This window comes from Flavobacterium sp. FlaQc-48, assembly GCF_044007335.1.
Classification (GTDB): domain Bacteria; phylum Bacteroidota; class Bacteroidia; order Flavobacteriales; family Flavobacteriaceae; genus Flavobacterium.
Genome location: NZ_JBIPCR010000025.1, coordinates 25,651 through 41,308, shown reverse-complemented (window position 1 = coordinate 41,308; position 15,658 = coordinate 25,651). Strand labels below are relative to the sequence as shown.

17 protein-coding genes and 1 other RNA gene are annotated in these 15,658 nt (G+C 33.2%); 12 read left to right on the top strand and 6 right to left on the bottom strand.

What is annotated here, in order from left to right; genetic code table 11:
• Positions 1-44: 44 nt before the first annotated feature.
• Genes ACHRWY_RS25660 through ACHRWY_RS25645 form a run of 4 tightly spaced genes read left to right on the top strand, consistent with a single transcriptional unit; the run spans position 45 to position 2,873 of the window.
• Positions 45-626: a TMEM175 family protein gene (locus tag ACHRWY_RS25660; protein ID WP_395358525.1), complete on the top strand. Its 582-nt coding sequence runs from the start codon at positions 45-47 to the stop codon at positions 624-626.
• Positions 627-639: 13 nt separating this feature from the next.
• On the top strand, positions 640-1,200 hold the full coding sequence (locus ACHRWY_RS25655; protein WP_395358523.1) for a Crp/Fnr family transcriptional regulator: 561 nt from the start codon (positions 640-642) through the stop codon (positions 1,198-1,200).
• Between the two features lie 59 nt (positions 1,201-1,259).
• On the top strand, positions 1,260-2,291 hold the full coding sequence (locus tag ACHRWY_RS25650) for a saccharopine dehydrogenase (protein ID WP_395358521.1): 1,032 nt from the start codon (positions 1,260-1,262) through the stop codon (positions 2,289-2,291).
• 3 nt (positions 2,292-2,294) lie between these two features.
• Positions 2,295-2,873: an NAD(P)H-dependent oxidoreductase gene (locus ACHRWY_RS25645; protein ID WP_395358519.1), complete on the top strand. Its 579-nt coding sequence runs from the start codon at positions 2,295-2,297 to the stop codon at positions 2,871-2,873.
• A gap of 65 nt (positions 2,874-2,938) precedes the next feature.
• On the opposite strand, the gene ACHRWY_RS25640 is transcribed toward ACHRWY_RS25645, so the two are convergent.
• A complete protein-coding gene (locus ACHRWY_RS25640) occupies positions 2,939-3,313 on the bottom strand; it encodes a DNA polymerase III (protein ID WP_395358517.1) in 375 nt (124 codons plus the stop codon).
• Positions 3,314-3,588: 275 nt separating this feature from the next.
• Positions 3,589-4,674: a DNA polymerase III subunit gamma/tau gene (gene dnaX / locus ACHRWY_RS25635; protein ID WP_395358515.1), complete on the bottom strand. Its 1,086-nt coding sequence runs from the start codon at positions 4,672-4,674 to the stop codon at positions 3,589-3,591.
• 256 nt (positions 4,675-4,930) lie between these two features.
• On the opposite strand from dnaX, the gene ACHRWY_RS25630 reads away from it, so the two are divergent.
• The 3 genes from ACHRWY_RS25630 (at position 4,931) to ACHRWY_RS25620 (ending at position 6,343) form a co-directional block, all read left to right on the top strand.
• Positions 4,931-5,377: a nuclear transport factor 2 family protein gene (locus ACHRWY_RS25630; protein WP_395358513.1), complete on the top strand. Its 447-nt coding sequence runs from the start codon at positions 4,931-4,933 to the stop codon at positions 5,375-5,377.
• Positions 5,378-5,485: 108 nt separating this feature from the next.
• Entirely contained in the window at positions 5,486-5,965 is a 480-nt protein-coding gene (locus ACHRWY_RS25625) for a BON domain-containing protein (RefSeq protein ID WP_395358511.1), read from the top strand.
• A 6-nt stretch (positions 5,966-5,971) separates the two neighbouring features.
• Complete coding sequence (locus ACHRWY_RS25620) at positions 5,972-6,343, top strand: LysM peptidoglycan-binding domain-containing protein (RefSeq protein ID WP_395358509.1); 372 nt, start codon at positions 5,972-5,974, stop codon at positions 6,341-6,343.
• Positions 6,344-6,740: 397 nt separating this feature from the next.
• Here ACHRWY_RS25620 and ACHRWY_RS25615 read toward each other — a convergent pair whose 3' ends face one another.
• Complete coding sequence (locus ACHRWY_RS25615) at positions 6,741-7,034, bottom strand: hypothetical protein (RefSeq protein WP_395358507.1); 294 nt, start codon at positions 7,032-7,034, stop codon at positions 6,741-6,743.
• Between the two features lie 124 nt (positions 7,035-7,158).
• Between ACHRWY_RS25615 and rnpB the strand changes: the two genes are divergently transcribed.
• From rnpB to ACHRWY_RS25600, 3 genes are all read left to right on the top strand, one after another.
• Positions 7,159-7,476, top strand: an RNA gene (gene rnpB / locus ACHRWY_RS25610) — RNase P RNA component class A.
• A gap of 368 nt (positions 7,477-7,844) precedes the next feature.
• Positions 7,845-9,095 (top strand): cation:dicarboxylate symporter family transporter, encoded by a 1,251-nt coding sequence (locus ACHRWY_RS25605; protein ID WP_395358505.1) that lies wholly within the window; start codon positions 7,845-7,847, stop codon positions 9,093-9,095.
• Positions 9,096-9,237: 142 nt separating this feature from the next.
• Positions 9,238-10,155 (top strand): ketopantoate reductase family protein, encoded by a 918-nt coding sequence (locus ACHRWY_RS25600; protein WP_395358503.1) that lies wholly within the window; start codon positions 9,238-9,240, stop codon positions 10,153-10,155.
• Between the two features lie 6 nt (positions 10,156-10,161).
• On the opposite strand, the gene ACHRWY_RS25595 is transcribed toward ACHRWY_RS25600, so the two are convergent.
• On the bottom strand, positions 10,162-10,356 hold the full coding sequence (locus ACHRWY_RS25595; RefSeq protein ID WP_055096600.1) for a hypothetical protein: 195 nt from the start codon (positions 10,354-10,356) through the stop codon (positions 10,162-10,164).
• 225 nt (positions 10,357-10,581) lie between these two features.
• On the opposite strand from ACHRWY_RS25595, the gene ACHRWY_RS25590 reads away from it, so the two are divergent.
• Positions 10,582-11,130 (top strand): hypothetical protein, encoded by a 549-nt coding sequence (locus ACHRWY_RS25590; protein ID WP_395358501.1) that lies wholly within the window; start codon positions 10,582-10,584, stop codon positions 11,128-11,130.
• 33 nt (positions 11,131-11,163) lie between these two features.
• Here the strand turns inward: ACHRWY_RS25590 and ACHRWY_RS25585 are convergent, their stop codons facing one another.
• Both ACHRWY_RS25585 and ACHRWY_RS25580 read right to left on the bottom strand, forming a co-directional pair.
• Entirely contained in the window at positions 11,164-11,853 is a 690-nt protein-coding gene (locus tag ACHRWY_RS25585; RefSeq protein WP_395358499.1) for a response regulator transcription factor, read from the bottom strand.
• Positions 11,854-11,866: 13 nt separating this feature from the next.
• Positions 11,867-13,225 carry a sensor histidine kinase gene (locus ACHRWY_RS25580; protein WP_395358497.1) on the bottom strand — a complete coding sequence of 453 codons (1,359 nt, stop codon included), beginning with the start codon at positions 13,223-13,225 and terminating at the stop codon, positions 11,867-11,869.
• A gap of 269 nt (positions 13,226-13,494) precedes the next feature.
• On the opposite strand from ACHRWY_RS25580, the gene ACHRWY_RS25575 reads away from it, so the two are divergent.
• Complete coding sequence (locus ACHRWY_RS25575) at positions 13,495-15,609, top strand: TonB-dependent receptor domain-containing protein (RefSeq protein ID WP_395358495.1); 2,115 nt, start codon at positions 13,495-13,497, stop codon at positions 15,607-15,609.
• Positions 15,610-15,658 lie beyond the last annotated feature (49 nt).

Genomic DNA, 15,658 nt, shown 5'->3' with positions numbered 1-15,658 from the left:
TTTTAATATTTAAACCCATAGCATAAAGTAAAACTTATAGATCAATGAACAAAACCAGACTCGAAGCCTTTAGCGATGGCGTATTAGCTATTATCATAACTATTATGATCTTAGAGATCAAAGTGCCTCATGGACATGAGTTTGCCGATTTGAAACCACTTATTCCTAAGTTTTTAAGTTATGTTTTGAGTTTTATTTATGTTGGGATTTACTGGAACAACCACCATTATTTAATTCACAGTTTAAGCAAGGTCAACGGAAAGATCCTTTGGGCAAATCTGCATTTATTATTCTGGCTGTCTTTAATTCCAATAGCAACAGGCTGGATGGGAGAGCATAATTTCGCTAAAGCATCTATGACTTTGTACGGAGTTGTATTGTTGCTATCTTCAATAGCTTATTTTATTTTACAGAGAATTATAATTATTAGTGAAGGAAAAAACTCAATAATAGCCCGGGCAATTGGTAAAGATGTTAAAGGAAATGCTTCTTCTGTTTTATATATTATTGGAATAGCTTTTTCGTTTTATAACGAATGGGTTTCAGGTGCAGCTTATTTTATTGTCGCCCTGTTATGGTTAATTCCGGATAAAAGAATCGAAAGGGTTTTTGCTTCCAAAGAATAATTTTGGTTTTAATATGAAATCTGTATTTCAATCCATACAAATAATACCTCAGGCTGAATTAGATCTGTTAGAGGGTTTAATTACCACACGTAAACTCAAAAAAGGAGCGCTTTTATTGACAGAAAATCAGGTTTGTAACGAAATATATTTTATCAAAAAAGGTATTTTACGCTCCTATTTCTTTAATCATCAGGGAGATGAAATCACGAATTGCTTTGCTTTTGAAAACGAATTTATGGCGTCATTTTCAAGTTTTATAACACAAAATAATGCCGATGAAAATATTCAGGCATTAGTAGATACAGAGTTGCAGGTTATAAGCCGTGAGAGTTTAGAAAAGCTTTATAAAATAGGAATTCATTGGCAGGAAATTGGACGTAAATTAACTGAAATGGAGTATGTAACACTTCAAAAGCGAATGATTGCTTTTCAGAGATTATCCGGAACACAGCGTTACGAAGAGCTTTATCAAAACCATCAGAAATACCTTCAGCTGATTCCGCTTCAATATTTAGCTTCTTATTTAGGTGTTACTCCAAGACATTTAAGCCGTATACGTAAAGCAATTTTATAGGACATTTGTCCGGTTATAGAAAGACATCTCATCATTATTTTTGCTGAAAACAATATATAATGATGAGAAAAAATATTTTAGTAATTGGTGGAACCGGTTTAGTGGGTAAAGTGATATTGCGTATTCTTCAGGCAAGAAATCCTGCGTATAACTTGTTTGTAGGGAGTCGCCAATTAGGAAAAACTAATAACGATTTGGTTATTGATGTTAATAATCCTGAAACTTTTGATTGTATCGCACAAAATAAAATCGACCTGATCGTTTTGTGCACAAAAGATAGTGACAATGCTATTTTACAGTTTGCAATACAAAACAAACTAGATTATATTGACATTACAAAACCAACTTCTGATTTAACTGTTGCGTATGATTTAGCCAAAGCAAATAGCAAAAAAATAGCGAGCCGAATTGTTTTTAGTTCAGGGTGGATGGCTGGTATCGTGGGGAGCCTGATTGATTTTATGGAACCAGACAAACAGAAAATTCAGGAAACTAATATTTATATCTACTATTCTGTAAAAGATCAGGCAGGAAAAAGTTCAGCCAATTTTTTAGCTGAAAATATCTGTAAACCCTTTGTGGTTTATAAAAACAACCAACCCCAAAAAGTCAAACATTTTCTGGATTCCGAAAAATTTAATTACTCATTCGGAATTGGGAAGCGAAAAGCTTATAATCTGGATGTTCCGGATTTATTTATTTTGAATCAGATTGAAAAAATACCAACTGTTTCAGTTAAGATGACGTACAATTCTAAGTTTGTAACCAGTTTGATGGGGTATTTTCAATCGTTAAGGATTTTTAATATCATGTTTTTAAGAGAAAGACAATTACTTTTTGGTTCCAGTGGTAATGGAGATCAGACTGTTTTTGAGGTAATTATTAAAACGCAGGATAAAATAAAAAGAATTAGCTTGCAAAGTATTAAAGGTCAGGCTGAATTAACTGCATTTTCAACCGTTTTACATATCGAAAAAATGTTAAATGAAACTTTGAGCGGAGTTTATTTTAGTCATCAAATGCATTCGTCACAAGAAATTTACGAAGCACTAGATAATTATACTACCATTAACCTTAAAATAAGCGAATAGAAGATGAAAAAAATACTAATTATAAACGGACATCCAAATCCGTCGAGTTTTAATTTCGGTATAGCTGATATTTATAAAAAAGGCGCAATTCAATCCGGGGCAGAAGTAGAAACCATAACTATTGCAGAATTGCATTTTAATCCCAATCTGCAATTTGGTTATCAAAAAAGAACCGAATTGGAGCCTGATTTATTACACTCATGGGAGAAAATTCAAAGAGCGGATCATTTGGTCTGGATTCATCCGGTTTGGTGGGGTGGCCTGCCTGCTATTACCAAAGGATTTATAGATCGATTATTTTTACCGGGAATGGCTTTTCAGTATCGCGAAAACTCCGTTTGGTGGGACAAATTATTAAAAGGAAAAACAGCTCATATTATTACGACTTTAGATCAGCCGGGTTGGTATTACAGGTTGTTTTACGGAAGACCAAGTGTCAATCAGTTAAGAAAATCAACTTTAGAATTCTGTGGAGTAAAACCTGTAAGAGTCAGCTATATCGGAATTGTAAAAACGGCCGATGAAAAACAAAGAATAAAATGGCTTGAAAAAGTTTTTGATTTCGGACTTCGAAACAAATAAAAAAATCCTGTGAATTTTTATAGATAAAATTTAAAAAGCTACTGGTGAAAATTAGTGAAAATAAATTAAGAAGTTAAATCCAATCCAAATGTAGATCGTAAAAGGTCGAGATTTGGGTTGATTTCCATAAGACGGTTGTATCTGTCCTGGTCATTTAAGCTTCTTTTGATTTCAACAGCTTCATTTACATTAACCTGAATTGTAATGTTGTGATTGTGTAAGTGACCTTTTAAATGTCCTAAAAGACCATGAATCTGGCTTTCAAAATCCAGTTTAGAACCTTCATTTGGTAATTCAAGGGTAATAGTTGTTCCGTCTAAAGTTGGATCATTGATTAATAATAAGGCTTCCATGATTTTAAAGCCTTTATCTCCCAGACGTTGTGCGTATTTATTCCATTGCACTAACATTTCGGTCTCTGTAAAATCCTCTGTAGGCAATACAGAAGTAGGTTTTACATAAGTTTGTTTGTTTGCTTCAAGTTCTTTTTTCTTGCGAATACTTGATAAAGAAAAAGCAGAAATTTTAGGTTCGTTACTAACTTCAGGTTTTGGTGTTACCGGAGTTTCAGCAACTGTTTCAGTTTGCTCTTCAACATTCGGATTGCTGTTTTGTCCCGCGTTTGGAATTTGGGATCTGTTATTTGTATTTTCTGTTTGAGGTTTTGAAACTTCAACTATAGAATATCCGCCATTTTTATAATAAGTAGGTGGAATTATGAATTGCTCAACTTTTTTTTTTCTCCATCAAAGTTGATAGAGGCCAATTGCATTAAACATAATTCAACCAAAAGGCGTTGGTTTTGACTTAATTTGTATTTTAAATCGCAGTCATTGGCAATGTCAATCCCTTTTAGTAAAAAATCCTGTGAACATTTTTGTGCTTGTACACCATACATTTGCTGAGCTTGTTCACCTACTTCAAGCAAAGCGATTGTAGCAGGAGTTTTACTTACCAGTAAATCTCTGAAATGCGAAGCCAGACCGGCAATAAAATGATGTCCGTCAAAACCTTTTGCAAGGATATCATTGTAAGCCAATAAAAGATCCGGAATCTTATTTTCTAAAAGTAAATCGGTAATGCTGATGTAAGTTTCGTAATCTAAAACGTTTAGGTTTTCGGTTACAGCCTGACGTGTTAAGTTGGTTCCGCAATACGAAACCACACGGTCAAAAATAGACAAAGCGTCACGCATGGCACCATCTGCTTTTTGAGCAATAATGTGCAAAGCATCGTCTTCAAAATTAATTCCCTGGCTTGCTGCAACTTCTGCTAAATGTTCTTTAGCATCTTTTACAGTAATTCTTTTGAAATCAAATATCTGACAACGGGATAAAATCGTTGGAATAATTTTGTGTTTCTCTGTTGTTGCTAAAATAAAAATAGCATGTTTTGGCGGCTCTTCTAATGTTTTCAAAAAAGCATTAAAAGCTGCCGAAGACAACATATGAACCTCGTCAATAATATAGACTTTATACTGCCCGGTTTGTGGCGGGATTCGAACCTGATCAATCAGGCTGCGAATGTCATCAACAGAGTTGTTGGAAGCTGCATCTAACTCAAAGACGTTAAAAGCAAAATCTTCGTTAGGATCATCATATCCGGGCTGATTTATTTTTCGGGCCAAAATACGCGCGCAGGTTGTTTTTCCAACTCCACGTGGTCCTGTAAACAAAAGGGCAGAAGCAAGATGATTGCTATCTATGGCATTTAGCAAAGTGTTGGTAATGGCCTTCTGGCCTACAACATCCTTAAAGGTCTGTGGGCGATACTTACGGGCCGATACTACAAATTGTTCCATATTCTTTTTATTCGATAGCAAATATAGGCCGAAAATTGCCAATTCACAAATCTGAAATTCATAAATATTATAAGGAATTTTGAGTGTTTTGAATATGAGAAAGTAAGAGTCAATTTTAATATAAGTTTGACGAAATTCACGGACAAAACGAATTGTTGGGAATCAATCTGAACGTTGTTTTGTTTTAAACGCAGTCTTTAATTTAATTATATTTGAAATATTATAAAATCCATCTCATCCAAAATCCAGATTTTCTATGAAAAAATATCTACTATTCACAATTACATGCTTTTCTTTTCAGCTTCAGGCGCAAACAGCTCAGGATACACTTGATATAAAACGTGTTGCTCTGGCTTATATTGAAGCACAGCATACTCCAAATCCAAAATTGATGGAAAGCGCTTTGCATCCCAGATTAGTAAAAAGATCTGTTTTTAGAAATAAAGCGGCAAAAAAAGATTTTATCTCAGAATACTTCGCAGAGAACATGGTGATTCTGGCAGAAACTTATAATGCAAAAGGAGATAAGTTTCCTAAAAATCCCAGAAAAGAAATTAAGCTTTTAGATATTTCTGCAAGGACAGCTTCCGTTAAATTATTGGCCGATGCTTGGATCGATTATATGCACATTGTAAAAACTAATGGTGAGTGGAAAATAATAAATGTACTTTGGCAATATAATGATGTTTCACAGCATGAATAGATGGTTATTGAATAAATGGGAAAAATATAAATTTAATAATGTAATTATGTAAAATATTGATAATTAATTGGTTAATTTTATTGTTCGTTAACTAAAAAAGATATCATTATGAAAATTAAATCTATTTTATTAGGTATGGGTCTTGCTGTTTTGTTAGTGGCTTGTGCTCCTAAAGATGCAGATATTCAAAAAGAGATTGCTGCAAAAATAAGTGCTCTGCCAGGAGTAGAAGTGACTGTGGTAAAAGGTGTGGCTACTATTTCAGGTACTTGTAACGATGAGGCTGTAAAACAAAATGCAGAGAGCATTGTAAAAGGAGTTAAAGGAGTTAAAACAGTAGTGAATAACTGCGAAATTCCGGCTCCGGAACCAGTTGCTACAACAGCTCCGGTTGAAATTAATGCAGACAGCGTTTTAAATACTTCGGTAAATGAAGTAGTGAAAACCTACAAAGGTGTGACCGCTACAGTTAAGGATGGTGTAATTACACTGACCGGAGATATCAAAAGAGATCAATTGCCTAATTTGATAAAAAGTGTACAGGAATTGAAGCCTAAAAAAGTTGAAAATAAGCTAACTATAAAATAAAAGGCCATGAGTGTAAAAGATAAATACAAAGAGTTAACAGATTTGGCTAGCAATTTAGGTATAGCAAATTTGCAGGTAAGAGAGCAGGATAATGTACTGTATATTGACGGTACGGCAAAATCAGCAGAAGACAAAGAAAAACTTTGGAGTGCTTACGGAAAAATAGATCCTGATTTTAGATCGGCAGATGCAGTTATTAATATTGCGGTGGCTGAAGGGACAACTATAGAATATATCGTAAAAAGTGGTGATTCTTTATCTAAAATTGGAAAAGCACACGGCGTTTCATGGGAAGCAATCTTTGAAGCCAATAGAGATATTGTTAAAAATCCCGACCTGATTCAGGCAGGTTGGAAGCTAAAAATACCAACAGCATAATTTACTTTTATGTTGTTATTGAGAGTCCGTCTTATGACGGACTTTTTTTGTGGCTTATTGGGGAAAGATGGCAAGCGATGACACGTTTCCACTATCACGAAAATGCAGATTCATGACAGCTTTTTTGTCTTTTCGGGAAACATTTTTAACAGCAAAGAACACAAAGGATTTGCGCAAAGGCTACTCTTATTTTTGAGAAATGATGAAGATCTTTTTTAAATTTAAAGTTTGTTACAGTTAGTTGTCAGGGCCGGATTAGGTATCCGGCGATTTAAGTGATAATAACTAATAAAAAAGGAAAGTGAATTTACATAGGAATTAATCGTTTGAAAATAACAAATTAAGTATTTAGGTCGCTGAGTATAAAGTATTTTTAAACTCAGCGACTGATTGTTTGTTATCTTCCTCTTATACTCAAATCAAATAAAAACTTTGCAGTTTCCTGATCTGAGTCGGCGGAGAAGCCTGCGACATAAACGCCTTTTTTGCCTGATGTTGATTTAATTCCGTATACAACTGCCTCATCGCCAGGATCTGAATCCCCTTCGTATCGATACACATGGACAATTTCAAATTTTTCAGGATTTTTTTTAATGATGTCTGAGTTTAAATTAAAATCAAACGTAAATCCTTTTTCATTCAATTGATCTAAAGCTTTTGAAACAGTTGCGTAGTGATACATTCTAATCATGATAATTGAATTTTAAAATTATGGATTTTAAAGATAACTATTTTATAATTAAAATGTTATGAAATTGGTTCTAAAATCTAAAATTTAAAATCATTATTGTTAGTAGATAAATCGCTACTTTTGCGCCGCAGACCGCCTTATCGTCGTTCCGATTTATCGGGAGGGAGGAAAGTCCGGACACCACAGAGAAGCATAGCGGGTAACACCCGTCGGGGTTAGCAATAACTTCAGGACAAGTGCAGCAGAAAGTATGTACAGGTAATGCTGTAGTGAAAACAGGTAAACTCTATGCGGTGAAATACCAAGTATATCAGCATTTAAGGGCTTCTCGTCCGTTGTTGAAGGGTAGGTAGCTTGAGCTTATGAGTAATTGTAAGTCTAGATAAATGATAAGGCTCTGATTGATCAGAGACAGAATCCGGCTTATAGGTCTGCATTTTTTTTTTAATAGTACACCTCTTAATTGCGATTATTATTAATTTAAAAGATATGGAATAATAATTTACATTCTTACAGAATTATTGTTTCTTCCTGTTAAATAATGGGGCTCTTCGAAATCTTTTAACTATTCAGCTTCTAATTACTCTTAAATTAACCTTATTCTGTTATTTTAAAAACTTATAGAGCACGAAAACGTTGTAGTAAATAGTTTTATTTGATGAAAAATTAAATCATGAAAAAATATACTATTTTTAAAAGCGCATTCACATTCGCTCCTTGTCGTGAAGTAAATTCTTCAAAATCAGAAATTCAAATACTCACTGCTTTATTCTTTTTGAATAAAAATTGTGAAATAACTCCTCTATCTATATGAATATAACTACTCCCCAAAAAACATCTAAACCTAAAAAAGGTGTTTTGTATAGTGTAATGACCAATCTTACTTTTTGGGTGTTGATCGCTATTATTGCAGGTATCTTTCTTGGACATTTTTCACCTGAAAATGGTGTAAAAATGGAAATATTAGGAACTAAGTTTATTGCTTTAATCAAACTGTTTATCGGACCTATTATCTTTTTGACGATTGTTTTGGGGATTTCCGGAATGGGAAACCTGAAAAAAGTGGGACGAATTGGAATCAAGGCGCTCACTTATTTTGAAGTGGTTTCGACGGTGGCACTTGCGATTGGTGTTGGGGTAGCCTATTTTTTTAAACCCGGAAAAATTGATAAATCAGGATTGACCCTGGGAGATGCCAGTCAATATACAAAAGGCGCTGCCGAACATTTTTCGTGGTTGCATTTTTTCTTTTCGAATTTTACCCTGCAGGTTTTATTAGCAGCTATTATTTGTGGTATTGCGTTGAATTTTTATAAAAAAAGAGAACAAACGATTCTGGTTTTAGAACGATTTTCGAAAGTAGTTTTCCTCGGATTAAAATATGTTATGTATCTTGCTCCCATTGGTGCTTTTGGCGGAATGGCGTTCACGATTGGAAAATTTGGTTTGCAAACGCTTGTTCCCTTGGGAAAATTAATGTTGTGCGTTTATCTCACCATGGCCTTGTTTGTATTTGTAGTTTTAGGAAGTATTCTGAGATATTATAAAATTAGGATGCTTTCAATTCTGAAATATATAAAAGAAGAACTTTTATTGGTTCTTGGAACTTCCTCATCTGAAGCTGCTTTACCAAGTATAATGGTAAAACTGGAACAAATGGGGTGTAGTAAATCGGTTGTGGGATTAGTAATTCCAACGGGTTATTCTTTTAATCTTGACGGGACTTCGATTTACTTGTCAATGTCGGTAATATTTCTGGCGCAATTATATGATGTTCATTTGAATTTTTTCGAAATATTAAGTGTAATCGGAATTCTGATGATTACCTCAAAAGGTGCTGCAGGCGTTACCGGAAGCGGATTTATTGTTTTGGCTTCGACTTTAACAGCCTTGCATAAAATTCCGGTTGAAGGTCTGGCTTTTTTATTGGGAGTGGATAAATTTATGAGTGAAGCGCGTGCTATAACCAATTTGATCGGCAATACGGTGGCGACGATTATCATTTCGAAAAGTGAACGTGATTTTACAGAATTAAATTTGGATCCTGTTGTGGAGGAATAATGTTACCATCAAGTAAACACGATGAGACAGATTCGCTATTGCGAAAACACGGATTTTGACAGATTTTTTATTTTGTTTCACGTAGCTTTTGCAGACTAAAAGTGATTTTTATTGGAGTGGGGAATTTTTTTAATTGGAATTTATGAAAAGAATAGGAATCTTAGGACTCGGTGGAGTAGGTGGTTATTTCGGAGGACTTTTAGCGAAAGAGTATCACAAGTCTGATGAAATTGAAATTATCTTTATTGCCCGTGGTGCCACACAAAATGCTATTGCTGAAAACGGATTAAAAATCATAACCGATGATTCGGAAATGGTGGTTTATCCAAAGTTAGTCTCAGATCATCCCGAAGAAATTGGTGTTTTGGATTATTTAATTTGCGCTACTAAAACCTATGATATTGAGGAAAGTTTACTTAGGCTTGAAAAGTGTATTGTTCCCGAAACTACAATTCTTCCGTTATATAATGGTGTAGATGCGCCGGAACGTATCAAGGCGATATTTCCTCAAAATGATGTTTTGCAGGGTTGCGTTTACATCATTTCGATGATTACTTTGCCGGGAACGATTAAAAAAATGGGTTTTTATGAAAAACTGTTTTTTGGCTCGAAAGCAGCTTCCGTTTTAAAATTAAACGAATTGCAAAGTATTTTTCAGAAAGCTAAAATCGAAAGCTATTTAGTTGATAATATTGAAGAAACGGTTTGGGAAAAATTCATATTTATTTCGGCACTAGCTTCCGCAACTTCTTATCTCAATCACAATATTGGGCAGATTTTAAGCAATCCTGATGCTAAAGCCGTTTATGTAGAATTGCTTAATGAAATTGAATCAGTAGCGAAAGCAAAAGGCCTGAAATTGTCTGATGATATCGTAAACCAGACTATTATAAAACTAGAAAAATCGCCTAAAGAAGCGACTTCATCTATGCACAGAGATTATTTGGCGGGTAATAAAATAGAAGCATCTTCGCTGACAAAATTTGTTGTGAATGAAGGTGCCAGATATGGTGTAAAGACTCCTCTGTACGAGAAAATATCTAGTTCATTATTGTCGTAAAAAAAATTAAGCTTCGTCTTTTGTGGCGCGTACTAAACTGATTCCGGACATGAAAAATACGATGCCAAGTATACCGTAAATAATTAAGGATTTAATGTCTCGCGTTTCGCCTGATGTACCAGCAAATATTACAGCTGTGTAAATCAAACCAACGATTCCGAGAATGGTTAATAATCCTCCGAAAAATCTTTTTAGGTTCATGATGTTTGGTTTTAAAATGTTTCATTACAAATGTATTATGTAGTTTGTTTAAACTGTTATACAATTGATTCTAAAACTTATATCATTTACAGTCTTACCATTTAAATCGTAATAACTTTTTCTCAACTTACAGGTCAAATCTTTATTGTAGGAAAATGTTTTTGTTTTTAATTTGTTTGTATTGTTTTAATCTTATTTTTGATGTAACCTATTTAAAAACCAAACATGAAAAAAAATTACCTGTTCTTACTTTGTTCTGTTCTCTTTATGAATGCTGTTCAGGCGCAAGATGAAGCCCCGGTTTCTGTAGTTAAAAATCAGTTTAAGATTAATATGTTGTTTCCGGCATTTGTTTATGAGCATGGATTTGATGCTAAAAACACACTTTATTCTGAGGTAAGTTTAGGAGTTGGTTATCGCTACAGCAGTTATTATGATGAATCAAGCTGGTATATTTTTCCTACTATCAATGAACAATTTCGTCATTATTATAATTTAGAAAAAAGAGCGGGCAAAGGAAAAAGAACTGCTCGTAATTCAGGAAACTTTGTAGCGGCATCTGCTTACTATAATTTTAAGTCATTAAACACCAACGAAAAATACGGAAATTACGACCCTTCTTTTACCATAGCAGCACTGTGGGGATTTCAACGTACTTACAAAGGCAGATTCAATCTTGAGATACATTTAGGGCCCGGAGTAAATTTTGATAAATATGATACTGAATTTGTACCTGTTACTAATTTGACTTTAGGATGGGTTATCGGAAAATAATTCTTCCATAATATTTTAGAAAACCTTGATTCGTCAAGGTTTTTCTATTTTAAATTCTAACCCAATATTTCGGGTACTTTCAATTTTTATTTTTGGATCCGAATTAAAATATTTTCTAAGCCTGCTTACAAAAACATCCATACTTCGTCCTGAGAAATAATCATCTTTTTTCCATACAGACATTAAAATTTGGTCTCTCTTTAATAGCTGGTTATGGTTAAGATATAAATATTCAATAAGAGAAGCTTCCATTTCTGTGAGCTGCTGGACATGATTTTTATTATTTAGGGTCAATCTTTCATTATCAAAAATATAAGAACCAATTTCAATTATATTGTCTCCATTTAGACTTCGCTTTTGTTCGATTCTCTTTAGAATATTCTGCAAACGCAAAATGAGTTCGTCGACTTCAAAAGGCTTTATAATATAGTCGTCTGCGCCTAGTTTTAATCCAATGATCTTGTCTTCCTTTAACTTTCTTGCCGTTAAAAAAATAAATGGAATTTCAGGATTGATTGTAATTATTTTTTCGGCCAGTGAAAATCCATCCAGTTTTGGCATCATGACATCAAAAATGCAAATATCAAAAGTTTGGTTTTTAAAATAGTCCAGAGCTATCTCTCCATTTTCTGCCCAGATAACTTCAAATTGATGCAATTCTAAATATTTTTTTAAAATTCCGGCAAAATCAAAATCGTCTTCAGCTAAAAGTAATTTTTTCAAAATCATGTAATAATTAAGCTTTTAATAAAATAGTAAACTGGGTTCCTTTTCCTAAATCGCTCACAACGCTAACAGACCCCTGATGCGCTTTTATAATTTGATCGACATAATACAATCCTAAACCTAAGCCTTTTGTATTATGAAGATTGCCTTGTTCTACACGATAGAATTTTTCAAATAGAAGTGATTGTTTGTTCTTTTCAATTCCAATTCCGTCATCTTCAACACTAATGGAGAATTGATTTTGGACCATTCTTGTTTTTATCGTAATCTTATTTGAACCATATTTTACAGCATTTTCGAGAACATTTAAAAAAGCCGTTGTGAGATGGAATTTATCTAAAACCAAAATGGTTTTCTGCGTTTGAAAATCAGTTTGAAGATTGATTTTTGGATATGTAATCTCAAAATCATTCACGATTGTTAACAGAAAATCTTCTGTTTCTATTTTTTCTTTTTGCAATTCGATTCCATTTTCTGCCAAAGAATTTGCCATAACCTGATCGATTAAATTTTGTAAACGATTGTTCTGGCGCGAAATCGTATTAACAATTGCATTAAAATTTTCGTCATTATCCCTGATATCCTTTCGCTCTAATATTTTTGTTGAAATCCCTAAAGTGGTCAAAGGTGTTTTGAGTTCGTGCGTAATATTATTGATAAAATCAGTCTTAATATCGTTTACTTTTTTTTGTTTGATTAAGGCTTTTATAGCAATGACAAAAAGCGTTATCAAGGTTAATACAGAAAGTAAAGACAGCATTAAAACAAATGTCATTCGTCTTAAAATAATCATTTCCCAGTCGATTACAGACACGTACATCGAATCCTCTGTCAATAACTTGTAATTTTTATTTTCGAAAGTTCCGCTGGAAGTTCCAACATAATTTCGAACTAAAAAGGCATGGTTTAAAGAAGCCAGATTTCCGTATAATTTATTTTGAATAAAAGGCTTTTCAGAGAAAATGGTATCGGCTCTTTTGGTGTTTTGGTACAGCACAAATTTATTGAGTACAATAGCAAAATCTATTTTCAGGTTGGGTAAATCCCTTTTAAACTTACGCTGAATTTTCTGGGTTAATACATCATTATATTCGTTTTCGAGAATATATTTTTTTACATCAAATCTACTGGTTTTTCCCTGAAGATAATTTTCAGATAATTGTCTGTAAAGTGCTTCTTTCTTAGAAACAAGTACCGAATCAATATCACTGTAATTATTTGAGATTTGAGCAATTTCATTTTTGATTTCGGTATGAAACTGCGCCACTTTATAATCGTAAGTTGTTTTTACCAAATAGCATTGTACCGCTGATAAAACAATCAGGGCGACAACAGAAAAAGCGATTAATAAATTGATTCTTTGCTTCATGAGCTGTTTTTGTTATAGCACGCGAATGACGCGGATCAACTGGTTTAAATGGATGTATATCTTTAATGTGTGATGCAGGTTAAAGACTTTGTAGATTTTCTAAAATATTAAATCTGTTTAACCCGTAAAATCCCTGAGTTATTACCAATTCAAAAATAATGCTTTTATGATACAATTAGCACATTAACTCCCCATTAACCTTGAATTAACCTACGGAACCTTTTTTTAGAAGCATTTTTGCAGGATTAGAACTTTTAAATCCAGTGAAAATGAACCTTAATTTACTAGTGAAACTTTTTTTAATCCTCTTTTTGTTATTACTTTCTTTAACTGGATATGCCCAAACTGAAACTCGAAGAGACAGCCTTTCAAATAAATTAAATGAAGTTGTTGTTACCCAAAACAAGAAAACGTTTACCAATACAAATGGAAACATAAAAGTAGATGTTGCCAATTCTATTTACAATTCAATTCCGAACACGGTTGATTTATTATCGAAATTACCAACGGTTCAGGTCAGTTCAGATAAAGAAAGTATTTCAGTTGTGGGACGTGGAAATCCTTTGATTTATATCGACAATCAAAAAGTGGGAATGAACGATTTGAATGCCTTGGCTGTAGCCGATATTAAAACAATTGAAATTGTTCAGAACCCATCGTCTAAATATGAAGCAGAAGGTCGTTCTGTAATTTTGATTACAAGAAAATTTAGCAAAAAAGATAGTTTTAGAACAGAGATTTCTGAAGTTGCGTCTTTTAAGAAAAAGTACAGCAATTATCTTGGATTGAATACCAGTTTTAAAAAGAATAAAATCGAATGGAAAGCTAACTTCAATTACAATCAACTGCAACCCTGGGAAAATCATAGTATTGATTATCAGATCCCGGATGCCCAAATTACGTCTAAGTATGATGTAACTGCTTATTCGAAAAAAAGGCAATTTGTTTTTGGTGGCAGTTTGTTTTATAAGATAAACGAAGAGGATTATTTTTCGTTTAGTGTAAGTAGTAAACTTCAAAAAGATATTTTTCCTATCCATACGATAACCGATAATGAGAATAAGGATGTTATAAATCACGTAGTAACGTATAGTGATAATGACAGCAAAAAGAATTTTGTAAACTCATTTTTGAATTATACGAAAAAGATAAAAGCTATTGATATACAGATTTTTACCGGATTGCAATTTTCTAATTTCGATCAGGGATTATGGAGTCAGGTTCAAAATAATTATAACGAGACTCAATTTGAATTGGCACAAATTCGGGATCAGGAATTTAATGTGAATGTTTTTTCGGGGAAAATAGATATGGAAAAGAAGTTTAAAAATGAAATGAAATTCGAAATAGGAGGATTGTATGCTGCCGCTGATTCAAAATCAGATTCAGATATTCTTTATTATGAAAGTACTGAAAGTGAAATCAGTCATTATGATTTTAGAGAGCGAAATTTAGCAGGTTACAGTCAGCTTTCCGGAAAGATTAAAAAAGTCGATTTCTCTATTGGTTTTAGAGTAGAAAACACCAATGTAAACGGGAAATTCAAAACCGATGAAGTGCCTTTGATTGATAAAAATTACACTAATTTCTTTCCTAAAGCACAATTTTCAGTCGCCATAGACAGTACAAAAAACATTAGTATAAATTATGCAAAGAGTATTTCCAGACCTAATTATTCATCGTTAAGTCAGGGAACAACCTATATAAATCCATATTTTTTATATGCTAGAAATATTAATCTGGATCCAACAATTGTCAACGAAATTTCTTCGACATTTCAGTATGATAATAAATCAGTTAAATTCACATATTATCAAAATACAAATCCGGTTTATAATAGTTTCTTCTTTGATAAGGAGCTGAATATAATGACTTTTAAAGATGTGAATTTTGACAGGGAATCTGCTTTTGTTCTCGATTTCGAATTGCCTTTTACTTATAAATTCTGGACCATAACAAATTCTTTAGTTTTTGTTTCAGAGAAGATCGAAGATGCTTCGGCGGTATTTTTATCTTCAAAACCATATGCATATTATTACTCAAACAGCGAATTTAAACTTCCAAAAGGATATACGGCAGTTCTTGGTTTTAGGGGAGTTACGAAACAAAACAAAGGAGTTTTTGAGAGAAATGCCAGAGCAATGCTGGATATGTCAGTTTCGAAAACCTTCTTTAAAAACTGGAATTGCACGCTGAACTTCAGTAACGTATTTAAAAAGATAGATGAAGAAGAGGTTTTTACGATTAATAATATCAGTTCAAAAGCAAGATATTTGGTTGATGACCGGGAGATTTCAATTTCAGTTAAATATTCTTTTGGAAAGGTAAAAGAAACCGAATTTAAAGGAAAAAACATGGAGGAGAGCTCCGATCGCGTGAGATAAAAAATAAAATCCCCTGAAACTTTCAAGGGATTTTGTTGTGATTTATAAA